Consider the following 13,611-nt stretch of genomic DNA (forward strand, 5'->3'; position numbering starts at 1 on the left):
CCTTTAATCTTTAATAACTTCTGCTAACGCTTTCACTGAACCGGCAATTCCCTGAATTTCAGATGGAATAATAATCTTTGTTGCCTGACCGTCAGCTGCTGCGGCAAATGCTTCAAGGCTCTTAAGTGTTATAACCTTATCATCAGCACCTGCTTCTTTAATAGCTCTGATACCATCAGCTGTTGCCTGCTGAACCTTAAGAATAGCTTCAGCCTCACCGTCTGCCTCAAGAATTTTCTTCTGCTTATCAGCTTCTGCCTTTAAGATAGCTGACTGCTTATCAGCTTCTGCATTAAGAATGGCTGCTTCTTTCTTACCTTCTGCAATAAGAACTGCTGATTTCTTTTCACCTTCTGCTCTAAGAATCTGTTCACGTTTTTCACGTTCAGCTCTCATCTGCTTTTCCATTGCTTCCTGAATATCTCTTGGTGGAATAATATTCTTAAGTTCAACTCTGTTAACCTTAATTCCCCATGGGTCAGTTGCAACATTAAGCTCTGTTCTCATTCTTGCATTTATTGTTTCTCTTGAAGTAAGTGTTTCATCAAGCTCTAAATCACCAACAATATTTCTAAGAGTTGTTGCTGTAAGGTTTTTAATGGCAACAATAGGATTTTCAACACCGTATGCATAAAGCTTAGGGTCTGTAATCTGGTAGAAAATAATTGTATCAATCTGCATTGTTACATTATCTCTTGTGATAACAGGCTGAGGTTCAAAATCAGCTACCTGCTCTTTTAAATTAACTCTTCTTGAAATTCTATCAAGAAATGGCACTTTAAAGTGAATACCCACAGACCATGTCTGCTTATAAACACCTAATCTTTCAATAACACATGCATGTGCCTGCGGCACAATTTTTACACATGTAGACACTAATAAAATTGCCAATACTATTACGATTAAAAATGGAATCATACTTAATCCTCCTAAAAATTATTATTTATGATAAAACAGTGGTTCTCTCCAACTGCCAACCAACATTATACCTGCTTTACAATAGCCTTTACCCCTTCTATGGCAACAACCTCCACTAAAGCATCCTTTTTGATTTCACTTCCGTCTTCACTTCTTGCAGTCCATTCCATACCGTCAATGGATACCTGTCCCTTTGCATTTAAGTTATCAATATCCTCAAGGACCCTGGCTTTCTTCCCAATAAGTGAATCTACATTAGTTTTTTCAGCCTTATTATTTATATACTTAACAGCTATAGGTCTTAAGAAAACCAAAACCACTACCGTTACTATTATAAACACTATTGACTGAATAATCCAATTATCCGTAATAAGCGCCGTAATACAACCTGCTAATGCTCCCACTGCGAACCATATGCATGTAAGACCTAATGATATAAGCTCAAGCACTGCAAATACTACAAATAAAATAAGCCATCCTATATAATTCATAGCTCTAACCTCCTTATATAATATGTATCTCCTGTAGTCAAAGGCATTTCACAGGGAACATTTTTGAAGGGACTTTCCTTCATCCGTTTCCCTCTGAGATAGTAAAAAACATTATAACATATACTTTACATTTTAACTAGTAATTCCCGAAATGTCAGGAATTTTTACAGGTGTACGTTTTTATAACCGTCATTGGCTTCTGCATAACCTCTATTATTTAGACAAAAAGAAACCCATATATGCGTGGATTTCTTTTATTAATTACTGTACATTATTTACATTTTCAACATATTCAGATTTTACAAATCCGTTATTTCCATTATAGTTAATTTCCACCCAATCTCCCTGCTGTGATATTACCTCAAAGACTTCGTCCTGATCTACCATTCCCAAAACCTCTGCGTCTTCATTGGCCTGATCACGTACGTTAAGAGTATCAGCAATAACCTTAACCTGTGTAGCTGGCACCGGCTCCGTAGCCACTTCTGTAGTTGCTGCCTCAGTTTGTGCTTCCGTAGTTTCCTCCTGAGTCTGTGCATTATCTTCTGTCACTGTTTCAGTAGTTGATTTTCCCGCTGCCACCTTTTGTGCGTCTTTATTATTAAAAGCCACTGATTCATTTACCATAGCCTGACTTTCATCTATATGGATAATATCATCCGTTCTGTTAACAGCTGCTGCTATGGTAATTATAGAAGCTACTGTAAAAATACATACATATGTCAATGCATTTACATGTCTGTAAAGACCTGTTTTTATTTTTCTCTTTTCAAATCTATTCATTATTTATCATTCCAATTACAAATATTTGTCTGTTATTAACCTATATACCTACTATTGCTTGTGAATTTTAGCAAAATTTCGACTTAAAGTCAAATTTTTCGACCACACGCATAATGTAATTTTGCTATATTTTCAGTTATTTTTCAACCCCTAATTGTGATTTTTTACTAATATTATTTTTATTTTATTTTTTAGCAAGTAGTTTTTATTATTATTTTTGGCTAACTACTGTGGATTTTGTCTGTTTTTCATAAACTTTTTTCAACTCATTGCATAATTTAAAATGTAGTTGTATTATAAAATCTGTGAAAGAGATACATATAACACTATTGGGTTGATATTACGAACTTAATTTTATAGACTTGAATCGACCTACTTATTTTTAAGGAGGATTAAAATTATGGCAAGTAAGAAAGTAACAGCAACATCAACTGTGAAAAAGGTTGAACCGGTTGCTAAAGCTACAGAAAAAAAGGTTGAAGTTAAACCTGCTGCTAAGGTTGCTGAAAAGAAGGTTGAAGCTAAAACGGCTGCTAAGGTTGCTGAAAAGAAGGTTGAAGCTAAACCTGTTGAGAAAAAAGTTGAAGTTAAAGCTACTGAAAAGAAAGCTGAAGCTGAAGTTGCTAAAAAGAAGGCTGAAACAAAACCTGCTGCTAAGAAAACTACAGCAAAAAAAGCTACAAAGAAAGAAAATAACGTTTATGTACAGTTCCAGGGAATGGAATTTGACACAGCTGCAATTGAAGCTGCTGTAAAGGCTGACTACACAGCAAAGAACGGTAAGAAGACAATGTCATCAGTTTCTATTTATATTAAACCTGAAGACATGAAAGCATATTATGTAATCGATGGAATCATCGGTGACGTTGCTTTATAAGACATAATCTTATATGAGAAAAAGCTGCCATGAATTTGGCAGCTTTTTCTATATTTCAGGATTCTTCTATGCTTCTTTTGCTTCAACGCTTTCAACAAAGTCGTTTAACTTCTTTGCTAATGCATCAGCATCGATTCCATGAACCATACATGCTTCTTCAAGAGATTCTCCCTGTGAAGCAGGACATCCTATACAATGCATTCCTTCATTTAATAAAATAGGAACACATCCCATATTTATTTTAATGATATCACCGATAATCATATCTTTAGTTATCTTTGCCATAACTATTCCTCCTATTTCCTAGCTTTCTACAGTGAATTAATCACTACAGTATTTTATACAACGAATTTGTAATTTTGTAAATAGTATAAATTCTCCCAAAAGTTACAAATATGCACTTTATAATATTCTCCGTAAAATTAGCATTTTTCCGGTTCCGGATAATCCACCCCAAATGTTTCAACCGTAACCTTCTTCATAACCTGTGGTTCTAACGGTTTATCCATATAGTCTGTGGCACACTCAGCTATTTTATTCACTATATCCAAACCTTCGCAAATTTTTCCAAATGCCGCATACTGTCCGTCAAGATGTGGTGATGTTTCATGCATAATGAAGAACTGTGAGCCTGCTGAATCCGGCATCATTGTTCTTGCCATTGAAAGTACACCTGGCGTATGCTTTAAATCATTGGCGAAACCGTTTCCTGAAAACTCACCTTTAATTGAGTATCCCGGTCCGCCAACACCTGTTCCCTGAGGATCTCCACCCTGAATCATAAATCCTCTTATTACTCTGTGGAAAATTACTCCATCATAAAATCCCTTGTTTACAAGACTTATAAAGTTGTTTACTGTATTAGGTGCAATTTCCGGATAAAGCTCCGCTTTCATAATATCTCCATTATTCATTTCAATTGTTACTATTGGATTCTTTTCTGCCATTTTATTTCTCCTTTAACCATTTTATCAGGCATTACCTAAAAAGTACGGATATGCCTTATTTTTTTGTATACTATACAACGTTATTCCACTTTTTTCAATGACTTTTATAGGGTTTGCCTTTTTATATCATTTTTTCCAAAATGCTCCTATTGATTAAATGTTACAAAATTGTTACACTTGTTTCATGTTCAGCTGATACAAATATTCGAGAGAATAAGGAGGACAAAACTATGTGTTTTAATTTCAATAGCTGTTCCGAGTTATTTAACGCATTTTGCAAAATTTTTAAATTCGGTTGTTAGTATTTATAAGGTTGCCCCTTTGACTGTTTAATGTCACAGGGGCAACCCTTTTTTCTCCTTTTGCTCTAAATGATGCACCTCTACCACCATAATTACTTACTAACATATTTTCTACAAACTGCCTTATCCGAATCAAATAAACTTTATAGGAGATGAAAAACGTATGCCATACGTTAGCTTTGTTGGGAACTGAACACCTACCACACGACACAAGATACACATTTGCAACATTAATGCACAATGCAAAGGCAGATGATATTACCCCTAAAAAAATTATGGGGCACAAAATAGATGATATTACCAAAGGTGTATATACACAGATAGCTCTAAAAAATGCTACTAGAAATATCTAAAATCGACCATTAATTTATATTCTACGAGCGTTATTTTTTACGTTTTTTCATAATTTTTAAAAATAAAAATCCCCATAAGCACTGGATTTATGAGGAACTAAATTTTACATCACGTTCATAAATTATTTACAAGGAAAACACTCTTTTTTCACGATTTTCTTTTATCATAATAACATAAACAAAAGTTATTACTTTTTTGTTTATGTTTTTTCATAATTTTTTTAGAATCGGATAAATCCGATTCCCTCCCTTTTTTATTATTAGAATATATTTGCGGAAAGGATGCAGACATGCATCCTTTTTGTGTTGTGTAGTCATTTAAAAAGGACTGCCACCATACAGTGGCAATCCTTTCATTAATAATCAATTAATTATCTATGTTCTTTACAGTTCAAAAACAAGATCTCCATATGTTGGCATTGGCCATAATTCCTTAGGCATTATAAGTTCAAGTTCGTCAGCCGGCTTTCTAAGCTCTGCCATAGCTGCCATAACATCATCCTTATATTCTTCTGCTTTGCACTTTATACATTCAGCATCTGCTGCCTTAGCAGTAACTTCCTCTAATGCCTTAACAGCTGTTTTCATTTCAGCTAATTTTCCTGAAACTTCTGATAACATATCTGCCTGTACTGAAGCATCTGCTCCTGCTTCTTTTACTGCAATTACAGTATCTGCAAGCTTCTTAGTATACTTAACTGCTGCAGGAATAATCATCTTGTTAGCCATTTCAATCATTGTTAATGCTTCAATGTTTCTAACACCTGCATACTGTTCAAATAAAATATCCTCTCTTGCTTCAAGTTCAGCCTTTGAAAGGACGTTAAACTTCTCATACATTTCAACTGTAGTGTCATCAACTAATGCAGGAATTGCATCAACAATTGACTTGCAGTTTGGAAGTCCTCTCTTTTCTGCTTCAACAGGCCACTCCTCTGAATATCCGTTACCGTTAAATACGATTCTTTCATGTTCTCTCATTAACTTAGCTGTATATTCTTCTACTGCCTTGTTAAAGTCTTCTGCTCCCTCTAATGCATCACATGCATTGCTGAAAGCTTCAGCCATCATTGTATTAAGTACTGTATTTGTATCACCAATTGAATTAGATGAAGCAACCATTCTGAACTCAAATCTGTTGCCTGTAAATGCAAATGGTGATGTTCTGTTTCTATCTGTAGGGTCTTTTTCAAGTACAGGAAGCTTCTTGATACCAAAATCAAGTGTTCCTGATGAAAGACTTGATGTAGCCTTACCATTCTTAATTATCTGGTCAACAATATCACCAACCTGATCTCCAAGATACATTGAAATAATAGCAGGAGGTGCCTCGTTTGCTCCTAATCTGTGGTCGTTACCTGTATTAGATGCAGCAAGTCTTAAAAGAACTGCATGTCTGTCAACAGCTGCCATTGTACAAGCTAACACTAACTGGAATAACTTGTTGTTTTCAGGTTCCTTTCCCGGCTTAAACAAATTGATTCCGTCATCAGTTGTAAGTGACCAGTTGTTATGCTTACCTGAACCGTTAATTCCATCAAAAGGCTTCTCATGTAATAAGCATACAAATCCATGCTTTCTTGCTGTTTTCTTTAAAATATCCATTACTAAAAGGTTGTTATCAAGGGCAACATTTGAAACTGAAAAAATTGGGGCAATTTCGTGCTGTCCCGGCGCAACCTCACGATGCTGTGTTTTTGCTGTAATACCTAATTTCCAAAGCTTAACATTTAAATCTTCCATAAATGCCTTTACATTTGGAGCAATTGAGCCAAAATACTGGTCATCCATTTCCTGTCCCTTAGGAGGCATAGCACCGAAAAGTGTACGTCCCGTGTAAATAAGGTCAGGTCTCTTCATATATTTATCTTCATCCACAAGGAAATATTCCTGTTCCGGTCCAACGTATGAGAAAATTCTCTGAGTCTTTTCATCACCAAATAATCTCATAAGTCTTACACCCTGCTTACTTACTGCATGCATTGCTTTAAGTAATGGAGTCTTTGTATCCAATGACTCACCTGTGTATGAGCAGAATGCTGTAGGTATGCAAAGAGTTCCTTCCTTAATGTAAACAGGTGATGTGATATCCCATGCTGTATATCCTCTTGCACTACATGTAGCTCTAAGTCCACCTGATGGGAATGAAGATGCATCAGGTTCACCCATAAGTAAATCTTTTCCTGTAAATGTATTCTCAATCTTTCCGTCTGTTACAGTTGAAGAAAATGAATCATGTTTTTCAGCTCCTACTGAAATAACATATGGCTGGAATACATGTGTAAAATGTGTAGCACCCTTTTCCAATGCCCATTCTTTCATAGCCTGTGCAACCACATCAGCTAACTCCTCTGTAATTTCTCCACCCTGGTACATAAGGCTCTTAACCTTCTCATAATCGCTTTTTGGTAAACGGACTTTCATGACTGCATCATCAAAAACATCTTCACCAAAAACTTTCTCAATATTTACTCCCATAGTTTCTGTTCCTTTCTTCTACTAACATATTTTTCCGCCAATTTCTTATGGAGCTACCATAAAAAAAAGGACACTTCTCCAAATATACTGTTTTGAAGAACGCCCTTGTCCTTAATCTCATTTAGCGGTGAGGTACTACCTCATTCGCCCTATAATCTACATCATTTCTTTATAAAAATCAATAGCTACCAGGTATTTATCTAATTTTTTAAACCTTTTTCTTAATAAAATTAAGTTTAAGGCTTATTTTTGTAATTTTTTGTATTTTTTTGGCATTTTAATCCACTACTTCCTCACCTCTGTAGAGACAAACAATCTGTCTGTTTCCATAGTCGTCCACGCATGTTGAACACATTATAATTTTGTCGGAAGTGTCAGGTTTTCTAACTCCAAAATTGTATCTGCTTCTGGAAGATACAGTATTTATCCAGTTCTGAAACTCCCCGTCATTGGCAAATCCATATTTATATATATTTTCATTATCATCCTTATCTGAAAACACGGAAAATACATAATATATATAATGCCTATACCCTACATATATATCAAACGTAGGATGTTTCCTGCAAAAATCATCATCCCTAAAGTTCATCAGTTCCTTAAACATAGAGCCGTCTAACATATTGTGACCATATAAAATGCACATTTTTCCATCCAGTCCGGCAGTTCTGTAGTCCAAAAAGATGGCTCCTGCTCCATTGTAGACCTTGTCAGAGCCTCTCTTTAAATAAAAATCATTGTCACTATGCTCCACTATAGGATACTGTATTCTGGTTCCGTTAAGCTTTATATAGCCCTTAGCCTCGTCATTATATTGAAGCATTTCTTTATAATCCCATTTCCATGTGGGAACAGATTTCGTGTATCTTATGGACTTATTGTTCTGACTTTTTTCAGTGGTTTTCTCTTCGTTGTCCTTAATAAACATCTGATTTATCTGGGCATATTTTTTCTCGTCCTCTTTGTAATTCAAGTAGGATTCCGTGAGGTTATATGAGGCATAAATAAGTATCCCTCCTGCAAATAATATGGCAAACACTCGCACTACATTATATATTGCATTAGGGATTTTTTTATGTTTTTTCCCGGTGATTTCGTTATTTAATTGTTCCTGTTTGCTATCCTTTGCCTTGTCCACTTTGTTACCTGCCACACTTTTTTTCTAAACATAATTATAAAATTATTTCCCTTAAAAATCAACAAAAAGAAGGCTACTACCTAAAGTAACAGCCTTCTCTTGTTACAACGCCCCATTAAGAGCATTATACAAATATTATTTAATTATTCAGCTTTTCCAACTGAACCGAAAAGTTCCATCTTTTCTTTTACTGTAGCCTTAATAGCTTCAGCACCAGGAGCAAGAAGTTTTCTAGGGTCAAATCCCTTTCCTTCTAAGTCCTTTCCGGCTTCAATGTATTTTCTTGTTGCGTCAGCAAATGATAACTGACATTCTGTATTAACGTTAATCTTTGATACGCCAAGGTCAATAGCCTTCTTAATCATATCTTCAGGAATACCTGTACCACCGTGAAGAACTAATGGCATAACTCCTGTCTTCTGCTGAATAGCATCTAATGTTTCAAAGCTAAGTCCTTCCCAGTTTGCAGGATATTTTCCATGGATGTTACCAATACCTGCTGCAAGCATATCTACACCAAGATCTGCTACTGCCTTACATTCGTCAGGATCTGCGCACTCGCCTCTTCCGATAACGCCATCTTCCTCACCACCAATTGAACCAACTTCTGCTTCAATTGACATGTCCATGTTATGTGCTACTGAAACTAATTCCTTAGTCTTTGCAATATTTTCTTCGATAGGATAATGTGAACCATCAAACATAATTGATGTGAATCCAGCTTTAATACACTTATAGCATCCTTCATATGTTCCATGATCTAAGTGAAGTGCTACAGGAACAGTGATTCCCAATTCTTCATCCATAGCCTTTACCATAGCTGCTACTGTTTTAAATCCTGTCATATACTTTCCGGCACCTTCTGATACTCCTAAAATAACCGGGCTCTTTAATTCCTGTGCTGTTAAAAGGATTGACTTTGTCCATTCAAGATTGTTGATGTTGAACTGTCCAACAGCATAATGTCCTGCTTTTGCCTTTTCCAACATTTCCTTAGCTGATACTAACATAATGTACCTCCATAAAATTCATTAATTGTTATATTCTAAACAACCGTAATTAGTATACTCCATTTTACTTAAAATGCCAATACTATTTTATGGTAATTTTTGCGGTTTTACTCCATTTTCCGAAAATTTTCTTACCCCTTGAATCAATGGAATAGGCACGTACTTTTACCTTGTAAGTTTTCCCGGAAACAAATTTTCCAAAAGTTACGATTTTAGATTCTGAATATTTTGTTTTTTTGCCTACTTTTATCTGATAGCCGTCAACCTTACCCTTTACTTTGTACTTAACTGTCGCCATTTTTCTGTAAATCTGCTTAGTTGAAGTGATTTTTGTCTGCTTAACTGAGATTTTCTGCCATTTAGCTTTGGCAGTTATATCTGACTTTATCATTGTTGATTCAGTTAATTTTTTATCTCCATTATACCAACCTAAAAATTTGTATCCCTTACGTTTAACATTTGGCAGAATTATTGTTTCCCCTGCTAATACCTTTTGCTGATTTACCACCTTGGTAATGTTACTAAACTTCACTGAATAAACCGGTACGCTGCTTTTTTCAGATTCTTCCCATACACCGTCATATGAACCGTTATCACATTTTCTCTGATAAACTCTCACATAATCAACCATCATTTTTTCAGATACAAAATCGTCTTCCGGTGGGAAATAAGGTAAATTGCCTCCCACTGCCAAATTAAGAATAATGTAAAACGGCTTTTTTAATTCTGATTTGTGGCTTTCTTTTAAGCTAAATGTTTTGTAAACCTTTCCGTCTACCGTCCATTGCATTTGTTTCGGAGTCCAGATAAGACCATATGTATGCCATGCTGTTTTATCCTTGAAATTTTTAGTGCTGGAAGCCTCATAAGTATCTCTTCCCGGTCTGTCTTTTTCATTTTCCCAGTGAATTGTGCCCTGAGCAAACTGATAGCTGTTCCATGTTTCAAGAATATCTATTTCTCCGCAGTACGGCCAGCCTTTGTCATTGTATCCCAACATCCAAAATGCCGGCCACATTCCTGTAACTGCCGGCACTTTCATACGTGCCTCAATTTTTCCATATTTAAAGGACTGCAAATTTGATGTTTTAATTCTTCCTGATGTATACTTTGTAGCCTTTTTCATTCCCGGACCTTTATAATTATCCGCTCTGGCTGTTATAACAAGGGAACCGTTTTCCACCTTTACATTATCTTTCCTGTCCGTATAATACTCCAGTTCATTGTTTCCCCAGCCGAAATTTGCGCCACCATTTCCTATATCATAAGTCCAATTTTTTAAATTAAGTTTTGTGCCGTTAAATTCGTCGCTCCAAACCATTTTGTACTGTGTGGATTTTGTAGCTGCATTAATATTTTTAACACCAAAACCTAACAATGTGCCTATTAATGTTATCATAAATATCCTTTCTGCTATTTTTCCCATATTTCCTCCTTTAAAATATTTTACCACTTATGTTAAGTTTATAAAAAAATGTCACTGCTATAAAGGTGTCTTTTTTTTAATTGGTGCATTTTTTATAGCAAATATATTCAGAACCATACGTTTTTTTTAGCATACATTAATAATGTAAATCATAAAGGAAAAGGTATGTTAAATGGCTTGTAATATGAATAACAATATGGGAAATTCCCCTATAAACAGTCGTGGCTGTTTAAACTCAAGGTGTGGAAATACCCGCAATATGAACTGCAACATGAATACAATGCATAATGGCACCAGTTGTGGTATGAATCGTAGCTTCAATGCCGGTAACAGGCAGATGCCTCCGTCCCACCGTGATTCTGATAATTCCACACATGAATGTGGATGTAAAAGGAATGAAGGTTGCGACCGCGGCAATGAACCTGTAGATTCCATGGTTCCTGCTATGTCATATGTTCCGTGGCAGATTTGGAGAAATATTTACTGTATAGAAGAAGGACTGGAAAAAGGCACCATTTTTGAAGATATGGATAAACCTTATATTGGGAGGTGTGGTAAAAAATGAAAAACATGTGCAAAGAAGATTTAATGAAAATTATTACTCAGGCAAGCTTTGCCATGGATGATACCCGATTGTTTTTAGACACTCATCCCAATTGCACTGAAGCTATTGCGTTCCATCAGAAGATGGAGAAGGTGCGCCAGGAGGCATGGGATGAGTATACTAAGAGATTTGGGCCGCTAAGATTTTATGAAACCGATAATTGCGATTATTGGGAGTGGAATAAAGGTCCTATGCCTTGGGAAGGAGGTAATTGCTAATGTATGTTTATGAAAAAAGACTCCAGTACCCGGTAAATATTAAATGCAGGAATCCTAAAATGGCACAGGTGATTATAAGCCAGTATGGTGGACCCGATGGCGAAGCTAGTGCTGCCATGCGTTATATGTCTCAAAAATATGCCATGAAAAATTCCCGTGTTGCCGGATTGTTGAACGATATCGCAACTGAAGAAATGTCACACCTCGAAATCGTCGGAACCATAGTTTCCCAGTTGGTTAAAGATCTTCCATGTGATGAAGTAGATGTGGCAGGCTTTGAGAAATACTATGTTGACCATACTTTAGGAGTGTGGCCACAGGCGGCAAGCGGAGTTCCTTTTACAGCTACTGAATTTCAGTCTTCCGGTGACCCTATTGCAGACTTAGTGGAGGATATGGCTGCGGAACAGAAAGCCAGAAAGACTTACGATAACATTTTAAGTCTTGTAAAAGATAACAAAGTAGCAGATCCAATACGATTCCTGCGTAAACGGGAAATTGTTCATTTCCAGCGTTTCGGTGAAGCTTTAAGACTTATTAACGAAGATTTGGATAAAAAGAATTTCTATGCTTTCAATCCAAGCTCCTGCGTAAAAAACTGCTAATTTAAAATCCGGGCAGATTTTCAATTAAAAACTTGAATGTCTGCCGGATGATTACATAATTGTTATAAATTCCGTTAAAATAATATACACTTGATTTCCGGATTTCCATTACAAATTCTCTGTTGGTTTTTACTCTAATCTGGGGTATACTGTACGTATATTCATTTTTTAAATTTAAAAATTTTTACAGCGAGAGGAGAAATTATGAAGAATTGTCTAGTTGCCCAGTCAGGCGGGCCTACCGTAGCCATTAATGCCAGTCTTGCCGGTGTTATACAAGGGGCTATTGATAGCAAACAATTTGACAAAATATATGGTTCTTTAAACGGAGTTCAGGGGCTTTTAAACGGGAGGCTAATGGACTTGTCCCAAAAATTTGAAGACACCCCTATGTTTATTGAGCTTTTAAAAAAATCGCCTTCCATGTATTTAGGTTCATGCCGTTATCAGCTTCCTGATTACTCAGAAGATGATGCGCCATATGCCTACATTTTTAACAAATTTGAACAGTATGACATTGATGCCTTTTTCTATATTGGTGGAAATGATTCAATGGATACGGTGGACAAGCTTAGCACCTATGCCAAAGCTATTGACAGGGACATAAAGATTATTGGAATTCCAAAAACAATTGACAATGATTTATGTATTACCGACCACACCCCGGGATATGGTTCTGCGGCAAAATATGTGGCGTCTACTCTTTTGGAAATCGGTCATGATACCTCAATTTATCCTATTAACAGTGTAACTATTGTGGAAATAATGGGACGTGATGCCGGATGGCTTACAGGGGCTTCAGTTTTAGCAAGAAATAAGTACAATTTTGCACCGCATCTTATTTACCTTCCAGAGGTCGCTTTTGACGAAAAGCAGTTTATCAAAGATGTTCGTACTGCAATGGACAGATATAATAATGTTGTTATTGCAGTATCCGAGGGAATAAAGAATGCAAAGGGACAATATATAAGTGCTACTTCTGCCGTGGAGGATACATTCGGTCATAGTCAGCTTAGTGGTACGGGAAAATGCCTTGAATATATTATCAAGCAAAATATTCAGGTAAAAGTTCGTTCCGTGGAAATCAACATTCTCCAAAGATGTGCAGCTCATATGTCCTCAATTACCGACATTGGTGAGGCGTTTCGTCTTGGCAGGCATGCTGTTGAAGTTGCACTTCAAGGTAAGACTGCTGTTATGGTTACTGCCATCAGGAAATCAAATTCTCCATATTCCGTAGATATGGGAGATACTGATGTTAAAAATGTTGCAGGTCTTGTAAAACATGTACCAAGGGAATGGATTAATGATATGGGCAATGATGTTACCCAGGAGTTTATTGATTATGTATATCCGTTGATTTTAGGTGAGCCTGTTGTAAAATACCAGCGTGGTATTCCTGATTATCTGGATATTTCGCATTTATTTCCAAATAAAATAGGTGAATAAATATGTTTAAAG

At 36.1% G+C, this 13,611-nt stretch carries 14 protein-coding genes; 5 read left to right on the top strand and 9 right to left on the bottom strand.

The features are described 5' to 3' along the window. Positions 1 to 3 precede the first annotated feature (3 nt). The 3 genes from DWW68_RS07340 to DWW68_RS07350 form a co-directional block, all read right to left on the bottom strand. Complete coding sequence (locus DWW68_RS07340; RefSeq protein WP_118589269.1) at positions 4 to 918, bottom strand: SPFH domain-containing protein; 915 nt, start codon at positions 916 to 918, stop codon at positions 4 to 6. Between the two features lie 65 nt (positions 919 to 983). Beyond that, positions 984 to 1,409 carry an NfeD family protein gene (locus DWW68_RS07345; protein ID WP_021952220.1) on the bottom strand — a complete coding sequence of 142 codons (426 nt, stop codon included), beginning with the start codon at positions 1,407 to 1,409 and terminating at the stop codon, positions 984 to 986. A 261-nt stretch (positions 1,410 to 1,670) separates the two neighbouring features. After that, positions 1,671 to 2,192 (bottom strand): SH3 domain-containing protein, encoded by a 522-nt coding sequence (locus DWW68_RS07350; protein ID WP_118589268.1) that lies wholly within the window; start codon positions 2,190 to 2,192, stop codon positions 1,671 to 1,673. A gap of 400 nt (positions 2,193 to 2,592) precedes the next feature. Between DWW68_RS07350 and DWW68_RS07355 the strand changes: the two genes are divergently transcribed. Beyond that, on the top strand, positions 2,593 to 3,069 hold the full coding sequence (locus tag DWW68_RS07355; RefSeq protein WP_118589267.1) for a DUF6465 family protein: 477 nt from the start codon (positions 2,593 to 2,595) through the stop codon (positions 3,067 to 3,069). A 66-nt stretch (positions 3,070 to 3,135) separates the two neighbouring features. On the opposite strand, the gene DWW68_RS07360 is transcribed toward DWW68_RS07355, so the two are convergent. The 6 genes from DWW68_RS07360 to DWW68_RS07390 form a co-directional block, all read right to left on the bottom strand. Beyond that, positions 3,136 to 3,354, bottom strand: a complete 219-nt coding sequence (locus DWW68_RS07360) for a DUF1858 domain-containing protein (protein WP_021952217.1) — start codon at positions 3,352 to 3,354, stop codon at positions 3,136 to 3,138. 137 nt (positions 3,355 to 3,491) lie between these two features. Then, the gene (locus DWW68_RS07365; RefSeq protein ID WP_021952216.1) at positions 3,492 to 4,016 is read right to left on the bottom strand and encodes a peptidylprolyl isomerase; all 525 of its coding nucleotides are present in this window, start codon (positions 4,014 to 4,016) and stop codon (positions 3,492 to 3,494) included. A gap of 1,039 nt (positions 4,017 to 5,055) precedes the next feature. Then, a complete protein-coding gene (locus DWW68_RS07375; protein ID WP_118589265.1) occupies positions 5,056 to 7,149 on the bottom strand; it encodes a glutamine synthetase III in 2,094 nt (697 codons plus the stop codon). Positions 7,150 to 7,426: 277 nt separating this feature from the next. Beyond that, positions 7,427 to 8,302 carry a class B sortase gene (locus tag DWW68_RS07380; protein ID WP_118589264.1) on the bottom strand — a complete coding sequence of 292 codons (876 nt, stop codon included), beginning with the start codon at positions 8,300 to 8,302 and terminating at the stop codon, positions 7,427 to 7,429. 128 nt (positions 8,303 to 8,430) lie between these two features. Next, positions 8,431 to 9,297 carry a class II fructose-1,6-bisphosphate aldolase gene (gene fba / locus DWW68_RS07385; RefSeq protein WP_118589263.1) on the bottom strand — a complete coding sequence of 289 codons (867 nt, stop codon included), beginning with the start codon at positions 9,295 to 9,297 and terminating at the stop codon, positions 8,431 to 8,433. Between the two features lie 82 nt (positions 9,298 to 9,379). Next, positions 9,380 to 10,723 (bottom strand): family 16 glycosylhydrolase, encoded by a 1,344-nt coding sequence (locus DWW68_RS07390; RefSeq protein WP_118589262.1) that lies wholly within the window; start codon positions 10,721 to 10,723, stop codon positions 9,380 to 9,382. 172 nt (positions 10,724 to 10,895) lie between these two features. Between DWW68_RS07390 and DWW68_RS13735 the strand changes: the two genes are divergently transcribed. From DWW68_RS13735 to DWW68_RS07410, 4 genes are all read left to right on the top strand, one after another. Continuing rightward, positions 10,896 to 11,288, top strand: coding sequence for a spore coat associated protein CotJA (locus DWW68_RS13735; protein ID WP_243053053.1), 393 nt, complete (start codon positions 10,896 to 10,898; stop codon positions 11,286 to 11,288). After that, the gene (locus tag DWW68_RS07400; protein ID WP_118589261.1) at positions 11,285 to 11,545 is read left to right on the top strand and encodes a spore coat protein CotJB; all 261 of its coding nucleotides are present in this window, start codon (positions 11,285 to 11,287) and stop codon (positions 11,543 to 11,545) included. The genes DWW68_RS13735 and DWW68_RS07400 overlap by 4 nt, the downstream gene beginning before the upstream one ends. Beyond that, positions 11,545 to 12,150, top strand: a complete 606-nt coding sequence (locus DWW68_RS07405) for a manganese catalase family protein (protein ID WP_118589260.1) — start codon at positions 11,545 to 11,547, stop codon at positions 12,148 to 12,150. The genes DWW68_RS07400 and DWW68_RS07405 overlap by 1 nt, the downstream gene beginning before the upstream one ends. A gap of 204 nt (positions 12,151 to 12,354) precedes the next feature. Next, entirely contained in the window at positions 12,355 to 13,599 is a 1,245-nt protein-coding gene (locus DWW68_RS07410; protein WP_118589259.1) for a 6-phosphofructokinase, read from the top strand. The last annotated feature ends 12 nt before the right edge of the window (positions 13,600 to 13,611 follow it).

It is taken from the genome of Eubacterium sp. AF16-48 (assembly GCF_003479405.1).
In the GTDB taxonomy this organism is placed as follows: Bacteria; Bacillota; Clostridia; order Lachnospirales; family Lachnospiraceae; genus Eubacterium_G; species Eubacterium_G segne.